This is a genomic window from Levilactobacillus sp. FUA 3915 (genome assembly GCF_044053135.1).
Taxonomy (GTDB): domain Bacteria; phylum Bacillota; class Bacilli; order Lactobacillales; family Lactobacillaceae; genus Levilactobacillus; species Levilactobacillus lanxiensis.
The window spans coordinates 2,225,293-2,251,605 of record NZ_CP168704.1 but is presented as its reverse complement, the minus strand read 5'-3'; the positions used below and the strand labels follow the sequence as shown (position 1 = coordinate 2,251,605).

Genomic DNA, 26,313 nt, shown 5'->3' with positions numbered 1-26,313 from the left:
TAAGGTCGGAAAATCACCGGCCTAACACCACCGACACAGGCGCTCCGTTCCTATCAGCCTTCGGTTCCAAGCACCACGGTCCCGGCACTGATATTTCTTCTAATTAACCAGATGATGTTTACTTCATAACTACCATAACTGTCCAAACTATCTTCACCAGGGTAGTCCTAACAGTCACTTAGTTATTCACCCTCTGGTTCATTACCTGATAGAAAAGGCGGGTGCGTCTCTTTAGTCCGCACCCGCCACTTCATTACGCTTTAACGGCTGTGTCTAAAGCAACCTTAATCATATCGTTGAAGGACTTTTCCCGTTCTTCTGGCGTCGTTGATTCACCGGTAATCAAGTGGTTACTGATGGTCAAGACGGAGAGTGCACGAACGTGGTACTTCGCAGCTAACAGGAAGAGCGCCGTTGATTCCATTTCAGTGGCAATCACACCGTAATCAATCAGCTTTTGCCGATCCATTTCGTCGTTGTAGAACCGATCTTCAGCCAAGATGTTCCCGACCCGAACCGGAATCTTCAAGTCTTGGGCCACGTGGTAAGCGGTGTCCAACAGACCGAAGTCACTGATTGGGGTGTAGTACATGCCTGGGCCAAAGGTGTTTTGGATAATGGAAGAATCCGTTGAAGCGGATTGAGCCAAGACCACGTCGCGGACGTGAACGTCTGGGCTCATCCCACCGGAAGTCCCTACCCGGAACAACGTCTTTACGCCGTATTCACTAATCAGTTCGTTGGCGTAAATGGAAATTGAAGGAATCCCCATCCCAGTGCCTTGCACGGAGATACGCTTGCCCTTGTAAGTCCCGGTGTAGCCGAAGCAGTTCCGGACCTTGTTGTAGCAAACTGGGTTTTCTAAGAAGGTTTCAGCAATGTACTTTGCCCGTAATGGGTCACCGGGAAGTAAAACAGTGTCAGCAATGTCGCCCTTTTTAGCTTCAATATGGTTACTCATGATTAGTTCCTCCTAAAATGGTTGTGGTTACCTATTTCAAGTCTGCCAAGAAACTGTGGCCTTCACCGTTACCAGCCACGCCAAAGTTATCCAAGACCGTTGCCCCAAAGTCAGAGAACGGTGAACGAACACCTAAGCTCCCACCTTGCTTGATGCTTGGTGAGTAAACCAGCAATGGCACTTGTTCACGGGTGTGATCGGAGCCCTTAAAGGTTGGGTCGTTCCCGTGGTCAGCGGTGATCATCAGCAGGTCATCGTCATGCATGTTGTCTAAGACAGTGCCGAGGCGCTTGTCAAAGTCCATCAGTGCTTGCCCATAACCTTCTGGGTTCCGCCGGTGGCCGTACATGGCATCGAAATCAACTAAGTTAATGAAGCAGAAACCGGTAAAGTCTTCTGCCATGACGTGGTCGACGTGGTCCATCCCGTCCATGTTGCTTTCGTTATGGTAGCCTTCGTCGATCCCATGACCGGAGAAGATATCGTTGGTTTTCCCAACGGCAACGACGTGGACACCAGCTTTTTGCAAACGGTCCAGGTCAGTTTCGCCAGTTGGTTCCAACGTGAAGTCACGCCGGTTAGCGGTCCGGGTAAAGTGGTCCTTGTCAGGGCCAACGTATGGCCGCGCAATGATCCGGCCGACTAAGTATTCTGGGCCGTTGACCAATGAACGCGCGTACTCACAGATTTTGTAGAGTTCTGCCAAAGGAATGACATCTTCATGCGCAGCAATTTGCAAAACGGAGTCGCCAGAGGTGTAGACGATCAAGTCACCCTTGGCCATCTGTTGTTCCCCTAATTCAGCAATGATCTTGGTCCCGGATTCTGGCCGATTACCAATGACTTTGCGGCCAGAGAACGCTTCCAATTTGTCGATGATGTCGGCTGGGAAGCCGTTAGGGAACGTGCTCAGTGCTTGCCGAACTGGCAGGCCCATCATTTCCCAGTGGCCATCCATGGAATCCTTGCCGGCTGAGATTTCACGCATCTTACCGTAGTAGGCCTTGGGATTATCTGCAACGGGAACCCCTTCGATTGGGGTGTCGCGTAAGTTAGATAAGCCAATCTTAGCCATGTTTGGTAAGGCTAATTTACCGGCGAAATGCTGGCCGATGTGGCCCAGCGTATCTGCGCCCTCATCGTCATATTTAGCGGCATCGGGAGCGGCCCCGGCACCAACTGAGTCAATTACTAAGCCAAAAATACGTTTGTACTTCATACCTTATTTACCCGCTTTCACAAATTAAATTCTAGTAACCGGACTTTTCGGCTGGTGCACCAGTCAAGATAGCCACCGTGGCACTGACACCTAAACGGCTAGCACCGGCATCGATCATTTCAACGGCTTCGTCCCAGCTGTGAACGCCACCAGAAGCCTTAACGCCTAAGCGGTCGCCAACAGTTTCGCGCATCAATTTAACGTCTTCAACCTTGGCACCGGCAGTTGAGAAACCAGTTGAGGTCTTCACGAAGTCTGCGCCGGCCTTTTCGCTTAACTTGCAGCCAAGCAAAATTTCGTCTTTGGATAACAGGCAGGTTTCCAAGATAACTTTCAAAATCTTACCCTTGGCGTGAACAGCGTCAGCCAATGACTTGATGTCGGCTTCAACAACATCATTGTTACCAGACTTTAATTCACCAATATTGATGACCATGTCGATTTCTTCGGCACCGTCGTCGATAGCCTTTTGAGCTTCGAAGACTTCGCTATCAGTTGCCATGGCACCGAGTGGGAAGCCAACAACGGCGATTGGGTTAACGTCGCTGTCCTTCAATTGCTCAGCAACGAACGGAATCCAGTAAGAGTTTACGCAGACGGAAGCCGTGTTAAATTGCTTGGCTTCGTCACAAGTTTCTTTGATGCTGTCTTTAGTTGCATCTGCCTTTAAGTTAGTGTGGTCAATGTATTTTGCTAATTGTGCTTTCGTTAATGTCATTATATGAAACCCCTTTCATTTATCATCAATAGCATACCCAATTCCTGCACATTTGTAAACCCCTGAATTGAACCGCTGTTCAAAAGCGTGCACCTTTGTGCATAATCAGGCAAGAAAAGTTTCACTTTCCGGGTTTACCGTTTTACTTAATTGAAGCCCGTCCTGATAGCGTTTTCATTTTTACTTGTGAAATTAATTAGTTCATGGGACGGACGTTAAAGCCCCTCATTTTGTTAGAAAAAATTTTTTCAAAAAAATCGGCCGGATTAAAAATCCAGTCGATTTCTGGGTGAATTTAGACTTTGTTGCGGAAAATTTTTAACAGTTAGTCGGCTATTTCTCTCCGGGAACGTCCAACTAGTCTGGCATGTTGTCCCGAATCTTCTGACCAACCTCGGTGTTGGTGGGACAGAACAACGCATGCTTCTCACTAACATAGTAGGTATCCCATTTATCCGTGATTGCCTTGTAGGCCGCCGGCGTGAAGGAGTCCTTCATAATGCGGACCTGCATGGGCACTGAGAACAGGCTCTGCGTGACGTAAGGGAAACCGTCTTCATCGTAAGGCACATCATCGACGTAATAGAACGTTAAGCCGTTGACCTCGCCCTTTAGATCTGGCAGGCTCAGCCAATCTTGCCAGGACAGATGCTTGGTGTCTTTGATGTAGAGTTTAGCGTTGTTGGTGGCAGTCGGCGCAGTCTTACTCCCGGCGGTCGTGGTGGCCGTGGTTGATTTGGTTGATTTGGTCGTCGTTGCTGGCATTGTCGTTGCGGTTGAAGACGTTGATGGCGTCGTTACCTGACTGTTGACCTCGGACCTGCTCTTGGTTCGTTTCTTCGTTCGAAAACCGGTTAAGTATTTTTCATTGACCCAAACGCCCTTGCCTTTGTAGGTCACATAGTCGTATTCAGTCGGGTGCTTGTACCCCAGTGAAATGGCTTTAACCTGATGAACCACCTTATTCTTCTTAGTTCCTAAACGATATGCCCGCTTCAAACGGTAACGGTTATGTTTAACTTTATGTAAGGTATAAGCATAGTGCTTGTACCCCGACTTGCGAAAATGAAATGAGCAAGCCGCTCGCGAATGCATCCAATTCATTTGATAACTCTTGGCGGCGTAGGCCGTCTGTGGCGCTAGGCCACCGCCAATTATCCCGCCGAAAACTAACAATCCCAAAACACTCTTTCTCAACTATTCCATCCCCTACTGGCTGATCTACAGCCAAATTGCGTGCTCTCCACCACATTCCAGAAAGTGGACAACCCGCCTAACTTCTTAAGTCTAGCGACGGTACCTTTGATTGTCAATAATCATTGGGATAAATGGTTCAGGGACGACTAGTTTACGGCGCCTAGGCATTAAAGTAGCTTTCCCCGAATAAATCAGCTATTATCACTTCAACACCAAGTTAATCAGTCACTCATTTGTTCTAGCATTAAGTTGGTGATCACATTGTTCATCCCTGTCAGGCACATCATCTTCACCCATTGTGAAAGGAGGATAACCCTACGCAATAATATTTGGTCATCAATCATCAGCCACCAAAAAAGTTTACTACCGCAAAAAAATCGCCAGGGTTATCCCTCGCGATAATTAATTAAGCCTGTTTGATTGACCGGATCAGCCCGGTGACTCCCCCCTGAATAAATGACCCTTAACTTATCCTTTGGCCGCACGTTGTCGGATTGTTTGAATAAATTCAGCCTTCTTGCCAAAGAACAGATAGTTTTTTGGAATCTGGTAAAGTTGGGACAAACGTTCAATGGTTTTAATTCCCAAGTTTGAGCTATCTCGTTCCCAGGCAGCCAACGTTTGGTAATGGATACCTAGACAGGCCGCCGCCTCTTTTTGTGAATAGCCCGCATTGTGGCGTGCAGCCTCTAGTGTAATTTGCAGCTTATCCATCACGGAATCCTCCTTACAATCACTTCCACATATTAAACGAGTTTATTCGTTTTGTCAATTATTGATTGATAGGAGTTTCTTGTTTGCTTGTCTAGTCACAATTCGTTATAATGACGATAATAAGTATATTTTTACCTCAGTATTAATTTCAAAGGAGTGAACGTAGTGCCCCGCCATGAATTATCTCCATTTGAACGCAATATTCGGCGGATTATTGCCCAAAACCTCAAAGCAGCTAGTCGGGACATGACCCAGGCCGAATTGGCAGAAAAAACGGACATTCCGACCTCGACGCTTTCGGGCTATTTTGCCCAACGTTCTACCCCCAGCCCTGGCAATGTGCAGCGACTGGCGGATGCATTAGGCGTACATAAATCCGCAATTGATCCCCGTTATGGTGATGACCTGTTAGAAAAAGATGTCTGTTTTGAAGCCATCTTCTCGCAGTTGTCCCCCGAACGTCAAAAAGCCGTCTTAACTTTCGCCCAGCAACAATTAAGGGCCCAATTGGACAACTTATCTAAGTAACGGTTTCGTTAAAACAGCCCCGGCAGTTTACTCGCCAGGGCTGTTTTTCGTTTCTGCTAAATGATTACACGCGACCATCGCGAAAGGCTTGGCGCATCTCCCAGGCCAAAATGAACTTGGCCCCATCGCTTGGCATCTCATCACGACGGAACCACTGGGCCTGGGCCAACTCGTCGCGTTCCAGGTCAATGGCCACATCTTCATCAAGTTCGGCAAAGAAGCCGACCAGTAACGACTCGGAAAACGCCCACGGCTGACTGCCAAAGTAACGGAGATTGTGCACACGCAGCCCGACCTCTTCTTGGACCTCGCGGCGAACGGCATCCTCCAACGTCTCACCAATTTCAGCAAAACCGGAAATCAAGGTGTAGGGCCTATACCCAGCCGCATACTTGGTCAGTAGAATCTGATCACCCTTGGTCACCCCCACAACCACCACTGGCGAAATCCGCGGAAAAATCTGGTAGCCACAGTGCGAACAGGTCAGCGCCCGTTGCTGCTCGTCTGGTTGCATGGCATGTCCACAGCGCCCACAGAAGCGATTGGTTTCGTACCACCAAGCTAGATGCGCGGCCGTCGCACCAGCAAAGCCCAACCAGGCCGGTTCAAACTTCTGAAAACTAGCAACGGGCTGATACTGGTACGCAGCCGTCGTGGCAACCCGCTGACTAACCAGGTAGAACCCCGTCTCATCGACGCTAAACAAATAGGTCATCTGCGCCGGCGAAAGTTGCCATTGACTGACGGCCTCACGATAGTTTGGTAACCGCTGATTCTGTGCAAGCACGACTTGCCGATTGTCATAAATCACAACGTAATCGCCATCCCGCGGGTCTCGCTGGCGCTCATAGTGATTGTCAAAAACCTTTGGACCAATATCTTGAAACATCTTTTCCCCAACTTTCTCAATGCCTAACACCTGTCATCACGTGTCTCAATCAGCATTCATTTTACGCGTTTAACTTGTTTTTACAATAGTCAATTATAGATACTTACAATTGTTCATCTGCCGCTATTTTGTCCTTTCCCCGCGAAAAATGCCAAAATAGCGGCCAATTCCCCTAATTGGTCTAAATACCCAACCAAGTAAACGACCGCCCCCAAAACGGTTAATAGCCATCTTAAACGGTCAAATTGAGTCATTGTTGGCCAGAATTATTCAGCAAACAGATATTTCCGCCAAAGTTAACTGGACACAAAAAACATCCCCCAGCAATTAAGTTAGCGGATGTCAGTAAAAACTTACTTCTTAACCAGCACGGTCACAGATTCAACGTGTGGTGTTTGTGGGAATTGGTCAACGGGTTGAATTGGCCCGTCGATTTCATAACCGAGTTCTTGGAACCGGGCCACAGTATTCTCAATTGAAAGTTACGTTTCTGCAAATGCTTACTTTTCCGTCTCCCCTAACCAGCGAATTTTCTGTTCGACTTCCTCTTCACTCGTTGCCATCTGATAATAAACGCCCTTTTCTTTTAAAGTATTAAAGTACTTTTCCTGAATTAAATGAATTTCTTTGTCACCTAATCTCATATTATCGGCCTTCGTTTCCACAACTAGGTAAACAATATCACCAGATTTACGCTTAATTACGAAAATAAAGTCTGGAGTTGTAGTTCCAAAATCGTACCGCGGAATCTTAATAGCCTGTTTAGGTAACTTACCAAACACTTTGACCTCATTCCCATATGTTCTCTTAAGTAATTGCAATTCAGGATTGGTACTATCGAACCGCAATGGTGGACGCTCATAAAGATACTTAGGATCGTCAATTGCATCTGAGGAATATACACCTAAGATGTTGGCTGGTACTGAATCAACAAAATCATTTTTCTGAAAATCAAAAATTGATGTTGATGCTCCAAAAGTCAACTTTTCATAATGATAGTGTTCAATTATCACACTGCTAAATTGTCTATTAAATTCTTTGATTAAGTTCTGCAATGTATCGTCATTAATCAAGTTAGTATCACCGTGTAGATACTTGTCCATCGCCTCAACCATTAAATTATTCAACAAGTTCACTGGGAGCCCTGTCCCAGTAGTGAGTTGTTTCAAAAAAGTGCCATAACTCATGGTGACATATTTACTGATATAATCATAACTAGTTTCAGCTAAACTAGCTCGTTCGGCCATCTTAATCTCTTTATGAATAATTTGTGGACGTTTATAAACAAAAAGGTCTTTGTTTTTAAACAACTTCTTCGCAATGATTTCCGCCTTTTTATTAACATCTTCGTCGTAAACTACCATTTGGCGATGCGATAACTGGAGCCACAAATTTCTTAATTGATTCCAATTTGGTTTCACAAGTCTAATTCGTATGTTTTCCTTGTTTTTTTTCACATCACGTACGTGACCTGAAGCAAGTTGTACATTCTGAGTGGCCTCTGGATAAAGATGCACAAACGCATCATATCCAGGCATTTTAACCCCATTTACCACAGCTTCATTCGTAAACCTATGAGAAAAATCTATAACTCCACGACTCCCCAAATCATTTACTAGATCAGCTGAAGTAAGTTTCTTCCCCCCCCTCATCGTGTTTTTAATAAGAGCGTCTATCATTGAATCAGTAAGCATTGTCGTACTGATCTTAACGTTCGTATCATCATTAATTTCACCTACTAGTTTTTCAGCAAACTCCTGCTCATCATAACCAACCAAGAATGAAAGACGACTGGCCCATTCGTTTTGTCCCACTCGATGGCCAGTCTCATCAACTGGCAATCGAAGCCCTCGACCAACCTCCTGAATCTTACTTATTTCAGATCCTGACGTCCTAAGCTTAGCTATAACGAAGACATTAGGATTATCCCATCCCTCTCTCAGAGTCCACTTAGAAAACAAGAATCTCCGTGTAATCCAGCTTCCATTTTCATCCCTAAAACTCAATAGTTTTTCTTTATTTCTAAGAATGTCATCAACTTCGGCTTCTACATCTTTATCAGAACTACCACGATCCTCGCTAAAATAGCCTGCATAGACATCCTGATGTCTTGACTTCAAGCTCCTTAAAGTTGCTTTCAAAAACTCTCTATACTCCGACTCACGCTTACCTTTTGGGTTCTCGAAAACTTTAATTAGTGCGTTCAACTTGCTTGAGAGAAGCTTTTCGAAGTGTTCGGCTAACCACCCTTTACCTTTTCCCTCTCCTCGAAAGCTACTTATGCTATCGATAAAAAAAATGTTAATGTCTTGATCTTAGGAGAATTTTCTTCAGATCCAGTTCTCATAAAATTTTTCTGTTCAGCATCAAAGTGTCTATCTAATGCTTCAGAAATGATTTCATCTTGATATGACTCCGAAAATGTTCCTGGTATAAGCTTCATATCTTTAGACAAGCTAAGCCCATTAGAAAGCTCATGCTGCGGTCCACCATCATAGGTAATATTTCCAGAAAAATCTTCATCTACGGCAGCTAAATTTTCACCAACACCAACTGTGTGGTCATTACCTTTTTCCGTAAGTACTAGTTCCTTAGCCCTTACACTCTTAACCTTGTACAAATTACTGGCTTGTTTATCAGTCATATCCGGATAGTCAACATCTATTCCCTTAACCAAGCCCTGATTAAAGCTCTCCACTGCATTTAAATCAAACTGTGGCTCACCACGATAGTAATCTGACTTGATAAGCCTATTCTGACCACGTCCACTTACAACTTCAGGAAAGGTGGCACCAAATCGTACAATCCGCTGTGGCTTCATTGCCTCAATATCCTCATAGAATTTTTTTCCTCTGGGAAAACGATGGGGTTCATCTATAATTACAACTGGACGTGTTGCTGCAATCGCTTTAATCGGAGATGTTTCCCCACCAAGCAGCGTTTGGTCATAGTCATCCCTAGACATAGACTTGGAATGGAGCATTCCTGCATTAACCAATAAGACTTCAATCTGGTTAATATTTTGTCTGGTCGATTCAACAAACTCTGATAGCTGAACAGGAAAATTTCTTCGACCAGATTGAGAACGGAAGTCTCCAGAATTAATCACGTTTAACTCAATTTTCGTATTTTCATAAAATTCGCTAAAATGCTGTCGAGCATAATCGCTATCTAACGCGTAGTGCTAGTCATGTAATATTTATTGGATAGAATCTTGAATCAAATCAAATAGTATGCAAAAAGCCCGCATTTGCGGTAGCTTCTAAGGTGACTAAACCAGAAAGAAGAACCGTAAATGCAAGGCCTCCTTAAAACTATCCCAAAATTCAATTTAATTCAAGAGACTATCCAGAAATTCATCAAAATTATCACACCTGTTTACCAACTTTTGCCAAAATATATTCGTTTCCGTCAAAATTACAAACAGCTAAAAGTCAGTGATATCACTATTATCGCCTGCATGCTTACGCGAATAGACTTACGGGACCCATCAGAAACGCACTTCCACCAAACTTTGATGGCAGCAGGAATTATCGTCCCAGAACGTAGCCGTTACAACCGCCGGTGCCGAAATCTTCTTCAAATAATGAAGCTGATTCGCTGGCAATTATTGAAGCAATATCGTCACAGCACTACCTATGAAATCATTGATAGTGCACCAATCACTTTAGTCTCAGCAAGGCGTAGTAATCAAGCTAGGGTCTTACGAGGTGTTGCCGATAAAGGTTTTAACGCCACCAAACAGTTATATTATTACGGATTCAAACTACACGCGGTCATGGATAATAATGGATATTTCGTGAACTGGGAACTAACAGCGGCCAACGTTGATGATCGAAAGCCAGTCGAAGAATTATTGCGAGAAGTCCCAGCACGTCAGGTTCTAGCGGACGGCGGCTATCTTAGCCGTCCCCTTCAGCAACGGCTGAAAACGCAAGGAATCAACTTCTGGTTCCCACTACGAAAGAACATGCGTGACTCAGGCCACGTTAACTCTTCGTTTTTAAAGAATCAACGGCGCCACATTGAGACTGGTTTTAATAATCTCAATACGGTAGGCCACTTTGAACATCCAGGAACCGGTACGCTAATCGGCTTAGGCAGCCGATTAGCAGCACTGTTCTTGTGGAATACACTCAAAGTTCATAGTAATCTGGTTCGTGGCCGAAGTGGATTGCGAATAGACTAGCACTACGCGTTATCTATAAAACTTCTAGTTCCTTCTTTAATGCTCGGACTTGGAACTGCAATGACAAATTTGAAGAGTCCATACTTTTGATGGAGTTCATACATCATTCTAGTGTATACATATGTCTTTCCAGTTCCCGTCTCCATCTTTATGTCTATATTTGCATCATCATTGTATCTATTCACCAACAATGGATTAGAAAATAGGTCCCCAGCACTTGATGAATTATTTGATGCATCAACCCCATAAAAGTTGTCATTGATTGCTCTTAAAGCATCTAGTTGATGCTGCAGACTCTCAAGCTTAATTTTCACCGTTAATACCTCCTAATCAAGCTAACACTTCTATCAAGCTGTTTTAATCCATTCTCCAACTCACGTAGTTCTGCTATATTAAACGAATACCCAAATACGACCACACTCTGAATGTTTAATTTATGTGTCCCTAGTTGATTAAGAAGAATTTTAGTTTCATCTTTCCCCCAATTTTCAGCAATAAGATACAGTCGGCTTTTTTCAATATTGTATGCCCCATACGACTCAAAGAAGATCTTAGTAATATTTGCATTTAGAGAATATCCATCCTGAAGTAACCACGTAGCCATAATTACTTGTTCACCACTTGCCCCCCCTGAAACTGATAAACTTTCACTGGAAAACGAATTAACCATATTAGTAAATAAGTTAATGCTTTTAGGATCGAAGTCATCTATATTTTCCAGAGCATGCTTACTGGGATGTATTACACTATAATGTTTGAAACTATTATCTGACTTTCCAACGACAGTTTCAGTATTTTCATTTATTTTTTTTGCTGCCAAATAAATACGATCACGACTGATTTGATCAACAGTCAGGTACCCATCTTTGTACGCAATTCTGCCCCCTTTAGTCGGCACTTGTTTACCACTCTCTTTATCAATTTCGAAAGTTTTTTCTGCTTGTTGTACCATAATGAACTTTCTATGCCCCCCATCTTCAGAGTTTAGCTGCATAACAGCATCTGCAGTCGTACCAGATCCTGCAAAAAAGTCCATCACTACAGCATCCTTATTTGCTGACAGCCGGAGAACCTGTTTAATCAAGCTTGTTGGTTTAGGAAATGCAAAATACCTCTTTCCCATTAGGCTCATTAATTCAGCACTCGCCCTTTGGTTAGTTCCAACCTCTATGCCCCAAAAATCATTTGGAATAACACCGTTAGAATCCTTTAGATAAGTTTTCTTATAGGGCAACTCTAGTCCACTCTTAGTCCAATACACAAGATTCTTTTCTTCCAATGCTTTAAAATCTTCTTTTGAAATCTTCCAAGGTCCATTTATTACCTTTCCACTTTGAGTCTTCAAAGGGTAATTAAACCTTCCTCTAGTTTTATCCAACAATATTCCTCTTCTAAATTTCCCTTTATCATCTGAATATCTATATTCATTTAACGCCTTAGTAGACAAAGGAACTGTTCCAATATTACTTGCAGATATATTTTTTGCATACATTAATATATATTCTTTTACCTTTGCAACACGACCAATATTGGGCTGATTATCTGTTCTTCTCCAAGAAATTTGCATAACGAAATTTGCTTCACCAAAAATATCATTCATTAATAATCTTAAATCCGCAGCTTCATTGTCATCAATAGAAACAAACATAACACCCTCAGTACTCAATAGTCTTTTCGCAAGCATTAACCTAGGGTACATGAATGTCAACCACGCCGAATGACTCGCTTTTCCTTGAATACTTTTTAACCGAGTTAGCGAGTCATCATCTAAACCAAACATGCTAATCAATTTATCATCTGTATATTCGAAAGTATCTGGGTATGCAAACTCATCACTTCCTGTATTGTAAGGAGGGTCAATGTAAATTACATCAATACTATTCGAATATGCGTTTTGCAAATGACGTAATACTTCCAAATTATCACCTGTGAAAAACAAGTTTTCACTTAATTCCCCCTCATTGCTATTCCATTCCTTATTAGGCACAACCACACTCGTTGGTCTCTCACCAACTTGGCGGCGCGCGTAATCTTTTCCAATAAAGCTTAATTGATATCCGTCTCTCAATTCATCAACGTTTTGCTCTTTTAATTGATTAGACAATTTTTCCAAATCAAATCGTCCGTCTTTAGAAAAGAACTCTGGTAAATTTTCTTTCAACTTCTGAATTAATGATGTTGCCGAAGTTACTTGGAAATTATATTTTTCATTATCAGTCTTCATTTAATATTCCTCTTTCGTTATTAGATGATGACACTCTTCAATACCAACCTCAGACGACACGATTTACTTCAATAAATCCTTTAATTTCATCTGAACTAGAAGAAGCATAAAACCAAACCTTATCACATTCAGGTTAATTATACATCCAAAATATAAAGTGTAGACAATCCAACTGGAACCTACAAGTATACTTTATTTGCGTACATTTTTACATTCATCTGACTTTAGCAATCCTCCACTAATGAACCACTTTAAAGAATAGCATAACCCCACATAAGTTGAGAGCATTACTGATAATTAAAAACCATTCCGGAACCGGAATGGTTTTTAATTACTTCTTAACCAGCACGGTCACAGATTCAACGTGTGGTGTTTGTGGGAATTGGTCAACGGGTTGAATTGGCCCGTCGATTTCATAACCGAGTTCTTGGAACCGGGCCACGTCACGGACCAGCGTTGCTGGGTTACAGCTGACGTAGACGATCTTCTTAGGACCCATCTTGGCAGTGGAGGCAATCAAGGTTTCGGCCAGGCCCTTACGTGGGGGATCAACCACGACAACGTCGGGCTTGATGCCGGATGCTTGCCACTGAATCATTTGGTCTTCAGCCTTATCCACGAAGAAGTCCACGTTAGTCAAATGATTCTTTTGGGCGTTGACCTTAGCGTCTTCAATAGCTTCGGGCACGATGTCGACCCCGTAGACTTGCTTGGCGTGCTTAGCCAAGGCCAAGGAAATCGTCCCGATACCACAGTAAGCATCGATGACGGTCTCGGTCCCGGTCAAGCCCGCTTTATCGATGGCCATTTGGTACAGCTTTTCAGTCTGTTGCGGGTTCACTTGGTAGAATGACCGCGCAGAAATGGCGAAGGTCAGACCCATCAAAGTGTCTTCGATGGTTGGCTTGCCATACAACGTCCGGGTCACATTCCCCATGATCACGTTGGTCTTCTTGGCGTTCACGTTCAAGACGATGCTGGTAACTTCAGGCAAGGCCTTGTGAATTTGGTCAACCAGTTGGTCCTGACTAGGCAGCTTTTGTTGACGACTAATCAACACAATCATCATCTCATGGCTGTAGTAGCCGCGACGGACCATGATGTTACGGATAACACCCTTGTCACTGATTTCGTTGTAAGCAGGAATTTCAAATTGACGCAGGAGGTCGCGAACCTTCACAATGGCGTCGTCGATAGCTGGGTCTTGAATGTAGAAGTCCGTCAACGGAATCAATTCATGACTGTGTTGGCGATAGAAACCGGTCTCCAACTGGCCCTTGATCATGCGAACAGGGACTTGCGCCTTGTTCCGGTACTGGGTGGGGTTAGCCATGCCCAGTGTCTCAGCAACCTCAACGTCTTGGTGGGCCTTACTGAAGAGTTCTTTGATTTGGTGTTGCTTGAAGGTCAGTTGGGCTGGGTAAGCCAAATGTTGTAAGGGAGCAATACCGGTTTGACGGTAGGTCTTGTCCACGTCCTTGACCCGGTCAGCGGATTCCTTTTGCCAAGAGATGGCCCGGGCAAAGCCGTAATGGCTCTGAACCTTGGTCACTTGGATGGTGATCTCTTCGCCAGGTAAGGCGTTTTCGATGAACAGTGGGAAGTCGTCGACCTTAGCCACGCCCATCCCCTGATAAGTCAGGTCGGCGATAGTCACGTCAAGTCGTTCGTTTTTACTTACTGGTGCTTTTGTTTTCATATTAACCTCAATTTCCTTAATGAGAAAGGGATTTTGCTGCTCATTCGTCGCGCAAAATCCCTCCCAGTTACTCTCTAGACATCAGTGTCCTGGTCTTCCGGCAAACTCTCGACCTGCTTGACGAAGTTTTGCTCCGCCTCTAGCAACTCGGGAGATTCACTAGTGACCGCCGAATCCGGAATATCATCCAGATTGGCATACATTTCAATGTGTTGCCGCAGGTTGCGGAACTTCATTGGTGCATCCCCACCATACTCGCCGTCCAGGTTGATCATCATCCGGTCTTCAACGGGCCGGGCAATCACCTTACTGGTCTTCTCGTAAATGATGTGGGGATCGTTGATATGCTTACCCCCGTTTAAGACTAAGCCCATCAACCGCAAGATTTCCGGCATGCTGGCCGTCTTCACGATGATCATGGTAAATTTACCATCATCCAACGCCGCGTCGGGCACAATCTGCTCGAACCCGCCAATGGAGTTGGTCAGCGCGAGGAGAAACATGGATGCCTTCCCCCGGAAATGACCGCCATCATAGGTCAGATCCATCTCGATTGGCTTGATGCGGGGCAAGAGTTCTGCCCCCTTCATCAGGTAGGCCAGGTAACCGAAGATGGACTTCAGGTTAGATGGCACGTCGTAGGTCAGCTCGGTCAGGAGCCCCCCACCCGCAATGTTAATGAAGTAGGTATCACTGGCCTGACCAATGTCCATCTTAATGGTTTGGTCCTTCAGCACGACCTTCGCCGCCGCCAACGGATCTTCCCGTGGGATGTGTAACGCCCGGGCATAATCATTCGTGGTACCGGCAGGAATAATGGCCATCTTCGGGCGATGAGGTAAGCCAGCCAAACCGTTGACGACCTGGTTGATGGTCCCGTCGCCCCCGGCTGCCACAACGAGTTCGAACCCGGCTTTAGCTGCCCGGGTCGCCTCATCGCGTGCTGAATTTGGTGCGGGTGTCGTGGCGTAGGCACTGGTTTCATACCCTGCCTGTTCAAACACCGCTAAAATATCGATTAGGTCTTTCTTCAACGCCTCGCGTCCTGAAGTCGGATTATAAATGACCCGTGCCCGTTTACGCATGATGTGCCTCCAATGTTCTATTGCTGTAATGCCGTCATCAACAATTTGTTAACGACTTGTGGGTTGGCTTGACCATGAGTTTGCTTCATGATTTGACCAACTAAGAAACCAACGGCCCGTTTCTTCCCGTTGTTAAAGTCTTCGATGGATTGTGGGTTAGCCGACAACACATCGTCAATGATCGGTTGTAACTTCGCTGGATCTGACAGTTGAACCAGGCCGTGAGCTTCCACGTAAGCCTTAGGTTCTTCACCATCCGTGATGGCCTTGAAGACCTTCTTGGCCATCTTGCTAGAAATGGTGCCGTCAGAAATCAAGTTGATCATACCGGCCAGGTTGGCTGGGGTCAGCTTGGTGGCTTGTAAGTCGACTTGCTTCTCGTTCAGGTAGGCGTTAACGTCCCCTTGTAGGTAGTTAGCGGCCATCTTTGGATCAGCCTTTAAGGCAACCGTGGCATCAAAGAAGTCAGACATTTCCTTGGTCTGAGTGATAACCATGGCGTCGTAGTCCGTCAAGCCTAACTCGTTGACGTAACGTTCACGCCGCTTCGTTGGCATTTCTGGCATGGCAGCGTCGAGTTCCTTGATCCAGTCATCACTGATGTTCAGTGCTGGTAAATCTGGTTCTGGGAAGTAACGGTAATCATCTGAGCCGGCCTTGACCCGCATCAGAATGGTCTCGCCAGTCTTTTCGTCAAACCGCCGCGTTTCTTGTTGCACCGCACCGCCGGACATCAAGACTTGTTGTTGCCGCTTTTCTTCGTATTCCAACCCGCGTTGTACGTAGTTGAACGAGTTCAAGTTCTTCAATTCCGTCTTGGTCCCGAACTTCTCCTGACCAACTGGCCGTACGGAGATGTTGACGTCGACCCGCATGGAACCTTCTTCCATCTTCACATCGGAAATCCCAGTGAATTGGATGCGTTGGCGCAAGGCTTCCAGGTAAGCGTAGGCTTCGGCTGGAGAAGCGATGTCTGGTTTCGACACGATTTCAATCAGCGGTGTCCCTTGCCGGTTTAAATCGACGTAGGAGTGGTCCCGTTCATGGGTGTTCTTCCCGGCATCTTCTTCAATATGCATTTCAGAGATTCCGATTTTCTTCTTCACACCATCAACGTCGACTTCCACCCAGCCATCATGGCCGATAGGCTTGTCGGATTGCGTGATTTGGTAAGCTTTCGGGTTATCAGGGTAGAAGTAGTTCTTCCGGTCAAAGTGGGTGTGTTGTTCCACCGTGGCGTGTAAGGCTAAGGCGGCAATGATACCGTCGGCAACGACGCCCTTGTTGGTGGTTGGCAGGACCCCTGGGTAACCCCAGTCGATGACGTTGGTGTTGGCGTTAGGGTCGGCCCCGTAGGCAACTGGTGACGGGCTAAAGATCTTTGAATGGGTCTTTAACTCAATGTGGACTTCCAGCCCAATCGTTGTTTCAAAGTTCATTAGTTTTGGCCTCCTAACGTGGGTACTTGTAAATGAAAGTCAGTGTTTTGTTCGAAGGCGTAACCCGCTTTGTAAAGCGTGCTTTCGTCAAATGGCCGACCGATGAGTTGCATTCCGACTGGCAAGTTGTTGCTGAAGCCAGCAGGTAAGGACAGTCCTGGGAGCCCGGCTAAGTTAACGGGGATCGTCAAGACATCGTTCATGTACATCGTGATTGGATCTTTGATTTCATCACCGATACCGAAGGCCGTGGTTGGTGCAACGGGACCCATGATAAAGTCGTGGTCTTTCAAGACCGCTTTAAAGTCATTGATAATGACCGTCCGGACCTTGGCAGCCTTGATAAAGTAGGCGTCGTAGAATCCAGCGGATAAGGAGAACGTCCCTAACATGATTCGACGCTTAACTTCTTCGCCAAATCCTTCGGAACGAGACTTCACGTAGACGTCTTCCAAGTTCTTCACGTCGTCAGCCCGGTAACCGTAACGAATCCCATCGAACCGTTGTAGGTTAGAAGAGGCTTCGGAGGAAGCGATGATGTAGTAAGCCGCTACCCCATATTTGTTATGTGGTAAGGAAACTTCATCGACCGTGGCCCCCAACTTACGGTAGGTGTCAGCAGCAGCTAAGATGGCAGCCTTCACGTCTTCGTTGACCCCTTCGGCCAAGAATTCCTTTGGCAAACCAATCCGCATGCCCTTGACGCTCGTGGCGTCATTCAGGTCGGCAGCGAAGTTAGGCACAGCCTGCGTTGAGCTGGTTAAATCGTGGTCGTCATGACCCGCGATGGCACTCAAAACCGTGGCGTTATCCTTCACACCACGCGTCATTGGGCCAATTTGGTCCAGGCTAGACCCAAAGGCAATCAGGCCCCAACGAGAAACACGGCCGTACGTTGGCTTCATCCCCACAATCCCGTTGAAAGCAGCGGGTTGACGAATAGATCCACCGGTATCTGAACCTAACGTAACGGGCACTTGGCCTGAGGCAACAGCGGCCGCAGAACCACCTGAAGATCCACCAGGAACCTTGGTTTGATCCCAGGCATTCTTGGTCGTCTTGAAGGCAGAGTTTTCGGTTGACCCACCCATGGCAAATTCATCCAGGTTGGTCTTCCCGACATTGATCATCTGTGCGTCAGCCAGCTTTTCAGCGACCGTAGCGTCATAGACGGGTTTGAAGTTGGCCAAAATCTTGGAAGCGGCCGTCGTGGTCAAGCCCTTGGTCACGATATTATCCTTCAATCCCATGGGAATCCCGGCCAAGGGTTGGTCGGCGTTGATCCCCTCAGCATCAATTTTTGCTGCTTGGTCTAAGGCAGCGTCTTCGTTTAAGTTTAAGAAAGCATCGATCTTTGGGTCGGTTGCCTTGATGTTGTCGAAGGTGGCTTGCGTTAATTCCTTAGCGCTAAGCTTCTTGGCAACCAGGTCGGCATGTAGACTAGCGAGATCCTTGTCAAAATAATTCATTTACGCGTTATCCTCGCTTTCATCGATGATGGCAGGTACCTTGATGAAGCCACGAGCTGCGTCTGGTGCGTTGTGCAGCAGGTCTTCACTTTGTCCCCAGTTATCGGCGACGTCCTCACGCATAACGTTGATTTGGTCGGAAACGTTGCTGGTCACGTCAACACCATCGGTATCAACTTCGCTCAGCGTTTCAAACATACCGATAATGTCGTCTAGTTGGGGCGTAAACGCGTCCAACTCGGCATCCGTAAATTCAAGCTTTGCCAAGCCGGCAACGTGTTGAACTTGTTCTCGATTAATTCGATTAGCCATCAATTATCCCTCTTTCTGATTTATCCGCAATTCACCGTTTACCCCGGACTACTCCCAGGGTAAACATACATTAACATTCTACCATATATCCGTGGGACGCCAAAGATTATGACAAGAAAACTTCCATGGAAACGCCACCAGTTTCACGTGGCCGGTCGCAAACACGTTAAATTCCAAAAAAAGGGCCGTTATCCCCTCACCTAATCATGTGGTGAGCAGGACAACGACACCTGTTTTTTAGTAACTGTTAAAGACGTGACTCGTGAACTTCTTCGAGCCGGTGGTCCGGTTCAAGAAGCTTTGCACGCCATCAGTCGATGACACCGTAATGTCAATCGGTACCCCGGATGGCAGGTACTTTTGCGCAGCCGTCTGGAGATACTGTGTGAAGCTAATGATTTCCGTTTGACTGTAGAACTGCGTTTGAATGTTAACGTGCATCCCCGTCAGCGATTTCCCATTGTAATGGGCCTGAGCGGTGACCCCACTCAAGTTCGGGAAGAAGTTTTGCACTTCCGTCTTGAAGTTTGAGAAGGAACTTTCATCGTTGCTGTTCGGACTGCTCTCGCCACTTTCAACGGGGAAGACGTAATTCTTTTCACCTAACGCCGTCCAACTGGAGACGCTCGTGGCGCCCGCCTTGTTGTTCGAGTAGGCAATGAAGTCACCCCCGACCAAGCTATCGTTCGAGGCTTGCCGGTAAATCGCAATGACGATTGGCACGTTCTTCAGGGCTGACTTCTTCCGCAACCGCTTGAGGACGGTGTTGGCCGCCTTCTTAGCGTAAGCTTCACCAGCCGGCTTGCTGATCTTGGTCTCAAACGTGGCGCCGTACTGAGTCTTCTTGTAATAATCCACGGAGTTGACCGCGATTCCAATCGTGACCCCGCCCAGACTCAGCTTGTTGTTCTTCTGGGTCATGTAATCTTGTTCTTCTAAGGCCTGAATGTAGATGGGGTTCCGACCAGTAGACGACGTTGAGCCGTTACTGGTGGGATTTAGCCCCGTGGCATTCGACTTAGATTTCCGGTCCAACCAGTTCTGAACGGTGGACGCCGTCAGATGCTGGCCTTCTTGGAAAACATACTTCTTGGTGGAGAAGACTTTCTTCGAGACGTTCAGCATCCCGTTTTCAAAGCTCTTCAGGTTGTACGTGTTCCCGGAGTCTTGACTGTTGGTCACCCCACGCGATTTACTCGTTTGGTAGTGGCCACTCTTAATGACCCCTTCGTAATCACCATCGCTGCTTTGTCCCGTTAATTGGGTTCCCCCGGACTTACTGCTGCCGGAAGTTCCGGACATACTGGAACTACTTAAATTGCCACACGCGGCCAAAAATAACGGCACCGCGGCCAACGCAATAAAGGTTCGTAACCGTTTCACGACTTGTTTCCTCCTAAAGTCATCATTTCGTTTCGTTCATCGCTGCCTGTAGTTGCGCTTCGTTCCAGACCGGAACGTTGAGCGACTGGGCTTTGGTGAGCTTGCTACCGGCGGCTTCACCCGCAATCAGTAGATCCGTCTTCTTGGAGACGCTCCCCGTAACCGTGGCCCCGTGTTGCTCGAGCCAGGCGGTCGCTTCCGGTCGGCTCAGTTCCTGGAGCTTCCCGGTCAATACGATACGCTGACCAGCAAACTGGCCTTCCGTATCCACGGGCGTTGCCGCCCCACTGGTATACGTCAGGTTGACGCCGACTGCCCGGAGTTCATCAATCAATTCACGAACCTGATCACTGGCAAAATAGGTCACGACACTGTCGGCGATGATGCCACCAACCGTGTCGATGGCGGAGATGCTCTCGCTATCAGCCGCCATCAAGCTACCAATATCACCGAATTCAGCCGCAATCGACCGCGCAGCTTTAGCCCCCACGTGGCGAATACCTAAGCCAAATAGCAAACGTTCTAATGAATTATTGCGACTATTATCAATCGCTGTCAAGAGGTTTTGGGCTGACTTCTCCCCAAATTTATCTAAAGTTAATAATTGGTCGGTCGTCAGCCGGTAAAGACTGGCCACATCGTCGACCAATTGACGGTCAAACAGTTGCGCCACAATCTGCGGGCCTAAACCGGCAATATTCATGGCATTCCGGGAGGCAAAGTGATTCATCCCCTCGGCCAATTGGGCTGGACACCGCGGATTGATACACCGCAGCGCCACTTCCTCATCCAGGTGGACCAACTTCGCCCCACAGGATGGACAGTTCGTCGGGATGGGATAGGGTTCCGCATCCGCTGGGCGTTTAGCGGCCACAAACTGAGAAATTTCGGGGATGATGTCCCCGGCCTTGTGCAACAGGACCGTGTCGCCCAACCGAATGTCCTTAGCCGTCAGGTAATCGGGGTTGTGCAGGGATGCCCGGGCAACCGTGCTTCCAGCTAAGGCAACGGGCGTCATGACCGCTGTTGGCGTCACGATTCCCGTTCGGCCGACCGTCCACTCAATATCTAAGACGGTCGTCTGGACCTCTTCAGGTGGAAACTTGTAGGCAATCGCCCACCGCGGTACCTTGACCGTCGCCCCAATTTCTCGTTGAAGCGGCAAGGAGTTGGCCTTGATCACGATGCCATCGATACCGTAAGGCAGGTCAGACCGTTGCCCCTGGTAGTGGTCGATGTAAGTCGCCACGTCGTCCATGTTGTGGGCAACCTGGTAGGCCGGATTCGTGGTAAAGCCGAGTTCGGCCAGCTCGTCCAGCAAGCCACTCTGACTTCGCGTGTTTAACGGCTCGTAGTCGGCGATGTTATACATAAAGGTCGCCAGCTTACGATCGGCGGTCACCTGCGTATTTTGTTGGCGCAGACTTCCGGCCGCCGCGTTCCGGGGATTGGCAAACGGCGCCTGACCGGCCGCCTCGCGTCGCTCATTCAGTGCGAGGAAGGCGGCCTTAGGCATGTAGCATTCGCCCCGAACATCAATCGTCAGTGGCCGGCTCAGGGTTTGCGGAATGGACGGAATCGTCTTCAAATTGGCCGTAATGTCTTCACCAATTTGCCCGTTACCCCGTGTTGACCCCTGCACGAATTCACCGTTTTCATACCGCAGTGAAATGGCCAGGCCATCAATCTTTAATTCACAATTATAGTCAAAGTCCTCGTCAACATTGCTCCGAAGACGTTCATCAAATTCCTTCAGCTCGTCAATGGAGAACACGTCTCCCAACGACAGCATGGGAATCTCATGGGTCACCTTAGGCAGGTCGCCACGGGTGGTGCCCCCCACGTTTTGCGTGGGTGACTCCGGCGTCACGATTTCTGGAAAGGCTGTCTCCAAGGCGACCAACCGGGCATAAACGCGATCGTACACGTCGTCTTCGACCGTTGGTGCATCCGCGTTGTAATACTGTTTGCCCCAGCTAAGTAATTGGGGCCGGAGCTCTGCTGCCTCGGCAGCGGCTTGCTCCGCCGTTAAGGTTTTAATGGGTTTGTCAGTCATCAAATTCCTCCCACGTCACACTTATTTTTCGACTCGCTTGATTGGGGCGAAGGCGGCTAATAACCGCTTCACACCCTGTTCTGGAAAGGCAATGTCCAATTCGGCATCTTCACCGGTCCCGTTGACTTTGACCACGGTCCCGATGCCCCACTTCTTATGGCTGGCCTTATCGCCGACGCCCCAGCTAACTTCACCGGCACCGGTACCAGCTGGTTCGCTGACCCGGCCGGTCTTACCGGCGTATGGCTTGGCAACTGCGCTGGCCGTTCGCCGGGCAAATGGCACGTCACGCCGACTTGGCGTCAAGCCGGATTGCGTTTCGCTGTAGTCTAAATGCAGCAACTCCGGATCAATTTCGGTCACGAAACGGGACTGCGGGTTGGTTTGACGCCGACCGTACAACATCCGCGAATAGGCGTTGGTCAGATACAGCTTGGTTTGGGCCCGGGTAATCCCCACGTAGGCCAACCGCCGTTCTTCTTCCAACTCGTCGTCTTCCAGCATGGCCCGGGATAGTGGGAAAATCCCCTCTTCCAAACCCATCAGGAAGATGACGGGGAATTCCAGTCCCTTAGCCGCATGCAATGTCATCAGGGTCACCTCAGCGGGTTCCTCTTCAACGTCGTCCTGCGCGGAAACCAAGGCCAAATCAGCCAGAAATTCAACCAGTCGTTCTTCCGTTTCATCATGATCGGCGTTATCCCAATCATCATCAAACTTCTGCGTCACGGATAAGAATTCTTGGATGTTTTCGATCCGGGTCTCTGCCTCTAGGTTCTTAGCAGCAACGGCTTTCAAGGCCGCCATATAACCGGTCTGATCCAACAATTCATTGGTGATTTCGGAAACGCTCATGGTGGCGGCCTTGTCTTGCACAGCCTTCAACGTCATCCCAAATTTCTCCATGGCATTGCGAATCCGGGCACCCAGGTTCGTGGCCAACGCAATGTTTTGCGTGGCTTCTAACTCTGTCCAATCGTTCATTTCCGCAAAGTCCCGAAGCTTTTCGACACTCGTGGCGCCAATACCCCGCTTAGGTTCATTGATGATCCGTTCCAAACTCATGGAATCGGCTGGATTGGCAATCAGCGTCAGGTAGGCCAGGACATCCCGAATTTCCTTACGGTCGTAGAACTTGTGGCCACCGACCATGGTGTACGGAATATTGGTCTTGACCAGAGTTTCTTCAATCACCCGGGATTGGGCGTTGGTCCGGTACAAGATGGCGAAATCGCCGTAACCGCGGTTATGTTGCTCGCGTTCTTCTTGAATCTTAGCGACTACGTAATGGGCCTCATCATTTTCATTTTGGCCCCGGTAATACGAAATCTTTTCCCCTTCCGGATTGTCCGTCCAGAGATCCTTCTTCTTCCGGTTAACGTTGCGTTGAATGACATCGTTGGCAGCCTTCAAGATAGTCTTGGTCGACCGGTAATTCTGTTCCAGCAACGTCACGTGGGCAGCGGGGTAATCATGTTCAAAATTTAAAATGTTTTCCATGTTGGCACCCCGCCAACCATAGATACTTTGGTCCCCATCCCCAACAACACAGAGATTGCCGTACTTCTTCGCCAACAGGTTGACCAGCGTGTACTGGGCATCGTTGGTATCTTGGTATTCATCGACGTGAATGTACTTGAATTTTTCTTGGTAGTAACCCAAGACCTCTTTATCTTGATTGAAGAGTTTGATGGTCAACATGATCAGGTCATCAAAGTCCATGGCCTGGTTGGCCTGCAGCTCACGTTGGTAGCTCTCGTAGACCGTTGCCACCGTCGTTTCAAAGGGATTCCCAGCGGCTTCACGCATCATCGCTGGTGTTTGTAAGGCGTTCTTGGCGTTTGAAATGGCCCCTAGTACGGAACGGGGGTCGAACTTCTTCACGTCCAAGTTTTGTTGCCGCAGAACCCGTTTGATCAGCGTCCGTTGTTCCCCGGGATCCGCAATCGTAAAGGCCCGGTTGTAGCCAAGCTTATCGGCATCTCGCCGTAAAATCCGCACACATAGGGCATGGAACGTGGAGACCCAGACATCGTTGCCATCTGGCCCCAGTAATTTAATGACCCGTTCGCGCATTTCCTTGGCGGCCTTATTCGTAAAGGTAATCGCCAAAATCCGCCATGGCATCACGTTGTTGTGCTCAATCAGGTAGGCGACCCGGTGCGTTAACACCCGGGTCTTCCCACTACCGGCACCCGCCAATACCAACAGCGGTCCCTCCGTCTGAAGGACGGCCTCCGTTTGCTTATCGTTCATGCCAGTTAACAATTCTTCTCCTGCCACCGTGAACACAGTCCTCTCTGTAATTAGTCTTGAATAGTATACCAAAAAAACATACGTTCTGCTGGAAGTCTCCCCGATATTTCAAAAGAATTTTCGGGTACCGCTACCATAATTTTTACGGTTAAAAAGTCAGGCACACCAATAAACGCACCCAATCAGCCAGCCGGGTGATCAGATGCGCAATGTCACTGTTTTTAATTGTTGTCGTTGTTGACGCCTTACCGGTCGGCGAAAATAAACCGGAACGCTGTGGGCGGACACCTGAAGCCAAAGGGCGGTCTTCAGGCTCGCTTTGAGCCTCAAGAATCGAGTCTCAAAGTCGCCAATTATCTAAACGGTCAGGATCAACCGTTAAGATAATTCCCACGGCTGAGTTTATTTTCGCCGACCTCACGGCTGACAGCGGATTAAAACCGCGACATATCCGCTGTCCTCCCCCACAACCCAGCGACACCCACAAGTCAATACTAACTTACTGGCCGTCACCGGGCTAACTGGATGTAAGCCGCAGGGAGAGTGAGAATGGGCTTAGCCGTGGGAATGTTCTTAGCGGCGCTGTTTGCCGGTTAGAACATTGATATCTTTGAGACACCTGGGTGGCTCAAAGTAAGCGCGGAGACCGCTCTTTGGCTCCGGGCGTTCGCCCACAGCGTTCCGGTCCCATTCTCACTCTCCCGGAGGCGCCAGTTCCACGTTAACCCTAGTCGACTGCTGGGTCGGTTGGGGTGGACCAGATGGCGGTGTCGTCTAACTGGTCGAGCAGCGGTTTGACCGCTGTCCCCTGCACCGAAATGTGCCCCAACACGTCATCATCGGCGGGTTTGCGCAAATGGTAAAAGGTGAAGTGCCAGTTAGCCTTGAGCTGCCACTGCGTCCGGATAGCCGTCAGCTGACTGGCCGTAAAGTTAGCCGTGACTGCTGGCGTTAAGATCGTTGGTTGGGCCAAAGGTAAGCCACAAACGGCGCGCATGTGTTGCGCAAATTCGTCGACCGTTGCGGCATCCCCGAAGACGTACCCCGTCTCGCTAGGCGCGGCAACAATCTTTTTCACATAAATCGCGCCACTGCTGGTGAGATAGAAGGAGACTTCAAAGACCCCAACATAGTTGACGTTTTTGCCGACTTCCCCCGCAATCCGGTGAATTTCACTAGCCACGTCGTCATCAAGTTGTGCGGGGACCCAGGTCTTCTGAGCCCGGTCATTGACCGACTGCACTTCCGTGATTGGAAAGGCTTGTTGGTTCCCCTCTTGATCACGGGCAACGATGATTGAAAATTCTCGGTCATAAGCGATTTGCGATTCCAAAATGTAGGTGCCCCAATCGAGTAACCCAGCGGCCTTGGCAATATCCGTTTGCGTCTTGATGACTAACTCACGGCCATGGGACCATTCCTTTTGGATGGGCTTCAAGACACAAGGATAGCCAATGGAATTGACGGATTGGTACACGTCGTCCAAGTTGATGATCGTTGCGTATGGGGCCACGTTCACATTTAACTGATCAAAGAAGGCCCGTTCCAGCAACCGATCCTGCATCATTTCCAGCATGTCCGACCCCTGTGGAACCCGGGTGAACTGTGCCAAGAACTTGATGACATCCGTGTCCACACGGTCCGAATCGTACACGATGGCCGCACAGCTCTCAGCAAAATGCTGGAGTTTGTCGCGATCCTTCGCGGTGCCAACTGCCTTGAAGTCTGCTAATTGTAGTGCCTCACTCGTTTCGTCAGCGCCGTACGCCCCGACACGCAACCCCATTTTCCGGGCCGTTGTTACCAACATTGCCGCGTTAGCGCTGTTACCAATCACCCCAACAGTATCTCCAGGATATAAGACCGTGTTCGCCAATTTACTCCCTACTTTCTACCTAAAATTAATTTTTTCGTCAGTGTTAAAGATTGAAACCATTCACTTTTTATTCTAAAGTTTCCCAAGCGATTAAACAAG

Annotated in this window: 18 protein-coding genes and 2 pseudogenes; 2 read left to right on the top strand and 18 right to left on the bottom strand. The window is 47.8% G+C overall.

Annotated elements, in window-relative coordinates; translation table 11 throughout:
• Positions 1–253: 253 nt before the first annotated feature.
• The 5 genes from deoD to ACEPST_RS10440 form a co-directional block, all read right to left on the bottom strand.
• Positions 254–961 carry a purine-nucleoside phosphorylase gene (gene deoD / locus ACEPST_RS10460; RefSeq protein WP_203637417.1) on the bottom strand — a complete coding sequence of 236 codons (708 nt, stop codon included), beginning with the start codon at positions 959–961 and terminating at the stop codon, positions 254–256.
• A gap of 31 nt (positions 962–992) precedes the next feature.
• A complete protein-coding gene (locus ACEPST_RS10455) occupies positions 993–2,180 on the bottom strand; it encodes a phosphopentomutase (protein ID WP_203646315.1) in 1,188 nt (395 codons plus the stop codon).
• Positions 2,181–2,211: 31 nt separating this feature from the next.
• Complete coding sequence (gene deoC / locus ACEPST_RS10450) at positions 2,212–2,898, bottom strand: deoxyribose-phosphate aldolase (protein ID WP_204121027.1); 687 nt, start codon at positions 2,896–2,898, stop codon at positions 2,212–2,214.
• 357 nt (positions 2,899–3,255) lie between these two features.
• A complete protein-coding gene (locus ACEPST_RS10445; protein WP_204121028.1) occupies positions 3,256–4,095 on the bottom strand; it encodes a hypothetical protein in 840 nt (279 codons plus the stop codon).
• A 468-nt stretch (positions 4,096–4,563) separates the two neighbouring features.
• The gene (locus tag ACEPST_RS10440) at positions 4,564–4,809 is read right to left on the bottom strand and encodes a helix-turn-helix transcriptional regulator (protein ID WP_125765111.1); all 246 of its coding nucleotides are present in this window, start codon (positions 4,807–4,809) and stop codon (positions 4,564–4,566) included.
• Between the two features lie 165 nt (positions 4,810–4,974).
• Between ACEPST_RS10440 and ACEPST_RS10435 the strand changes: the two genes are divergently transcribed.
• Positions 4,975–5,337 (top strand): helix-turn-helix domain-containing protein, encoded by a 363-nt coding sequence (locus tag ACEPST_RS10435; RefSeq protein ID WP_203646309.1) that lies wholly within the window; start codon positions 4,975–4,977, stop codon positions 5,335–5,337.
• 64 nt (positions 5,338–5,401) lie between these two features.
• On the opposite strand, the gene nudC is transcribed toward ACEPST_RS10435, so the two are convergent.
• Together nudC and ACEPST_RS10425 are read right to left on the bottom strand one after the other, a co-directional pair.
• The gene (nudC, locus tag ACEPST_RS10430) at positions 5,402–6,226 is read right to left on the bottom strand and encodes an NAD(+) diphosphatase (RefSeq protein ID WP_204121029.1); all 825 of its coding nucleotides are present in this window, start codon (positions 6,224–6,226) and stop codon (positions 5,402–5,404) included.
• A gap of 500 nt (positions 6,227–6,726) precedes the next feature.
• A pseudogene (locus tag ACEPST_RS10425) lies at positions 6,727–9,401 on the bottom strand (type III restriction-modification system endonuclease); the annotation flags it as partial.
• Between the two features lie 120 nt (positions 9,402–9,521).
• Here ACEPST_RS10425 and ACEPST_RS10420 point away from each other — a divergent pair.
• Positions 9,522–10,415 carry an IS982 family transposase gene (locus ACEPST_RS10420; RefSeq protein WP_204122300.1) on the top strand — a complete coding sequence of 298 codons (894 nt, stop codon included), beginning with the start codon at positions 9,522–9,524 and terminating at the stop codon, positions 10,413–10,415.
• 14 nt (positions 10,416–10,429) lie between these two features.
• On the opposite strand, the pseudogene ACEPST_RS10415 reads toward ACEPST_RS10420, so the two are convergent.
• From ACEPST_RS10415 to ACEPST_RS10365, 11 genes and pseudogenes are all read right to left on the bottom strand, one after another.
• Positions 10,430–10,729 (bottom strand): annotated as a pseudogene (locus ACEPST_RS10415) (DEAD/DEAH box helicase family protein); the annotation flags it as partial.
• A gap of 2 nt (positions 10,730–10,731) precedes the next feature.
• A complete protein-coding gene (locus ACEPST_RS10410) occupies positions 10,732–12,639 on the bottom strand; it encodes a site-specific DNA-methyltransferase (RefSeq protein ID WP_395390769.1) in 1,908 nt (635 codons plus the stop codon).
• 331 nt (positions 12,640–12,970) lie between these two features.
• Positions 12,971–14,338: a 23S rRNA (uracil(1939)-C(5))-methyltransferase RlmD gene (rlmD, locus tag ACEPST_RS10405; protein WP_204121031.1), complete on the bottom strand. Its 1,368-nt coding sequence runs from the start codon at positions 14,336–14,338 to the stop codon at positions 12,971–12,973.
• A gap of 74 nt (positions 14,339–14,412) precedes the next feature.
• On the bottom strand, positions 14,413–15,423 hold the full coding sequence (locus ACEPST_RS10400) for a diacylglycerol kinase (RefSeq protein WP_203646303.1): 1,011 nt from the start codon (positions 15,421–15,423) through the stop codon (positions 14,413–14,415).
• Between the two features lie 17 nt (positions 15,424–15,440).
• Positions 15,441–16,862 carry an Asp-tRNA(Asn)/Glu-tRNA(Gln) amidotransferase subunit GatB gene (gatB, locus tag ACEPST_RS10395; protein WP_125765116.1) on the bottom strand — a complete coding sequence of 474 codons (1,422 nt, stop codon included), beginning with the start codon at positions 16,860–16,862 and terminating at the stop codon, positions 15,441–15,443.
• Complete coding sequence (gene gatA, locus ACEPST_RS10390; protein WP_203646301.1) at positions 16,862–18,331, bottom strand: Asp-tRNA(Asn)/Glu-tRNA(Gln) amidotransferase subunit GatA; 1,470 nt, start codon at positions 18,329–18,331, stop codon at positions 16,862–16,864. Before gatA ends, gatB begins: the two co-directional genes overlap by 1 nt.
• Positions 18,332–18,643, bottom strand: a complete 312-nt coding sequence (gene gatC / locus ACEPST_RS10385; RefSeq protein WP_125765118.1) for an Asp-tRNA(Asn)/Glu-tRNA(Gln) amidotransferase subunit GatC — start codon at positions 18,641–18,643, stop codon at positions 18,332–18,334.
• A gap of 237 nt (positions 18,644–18,880) precedes the next feature.
• On the bottom strand, positions 18,881–20,026 hold the full coding sequence (locus ACEPST_RS10380; RefSeq protein WP_204121032.1) for a CamS family sex pheromone protein: 1,146 nt from the start codon (positions 20,024–20,026) through the stop codon (positions 18,881–18,883).
• A 22-nt stretch (positions 20,027–20,048) separates the two neighbouring features.
• Positions 20,049–22,082: an NAD-dependent DNA ligase LigA gene (gene ligA, locus ACEPST_RS10375; protein ID WP_204121033.1), complete on the bottom strand. Its 2,034-nt coding sequence runs from the start codon at positions 22,080–22,082 to the stop codon at positions 20,049–20,051.
• A 21-nt stretch (positions 22,083–22,103) separates the two neighbouring features.
• Complete coding sequence (gene pcrA / locus ACEPST_RS10370; protein ID WP_204121034.1) at positions 22,104–24,365, bottom strand: DNA helicase PcrA; 2,262 nt, start codon at positions 24,363–24,365, stop codon at positions 22,104–22,106.
• A gap of 700 nt (positions 24,366–25,065) precedes the next feature.
• A complete protein-coding gene (locus ACEPST_RS10365) occupies positions 25,066–26,214 on the bottom strand; it encodes an ATP-grasp domain-containing protein (RefSeq protein ID WP_204121035.1) in 1,149 nt (382 codons plus the stop codon).
• Between the last annotated feature and the right edge of the window lie 99 nt (positions 26,215–26,313).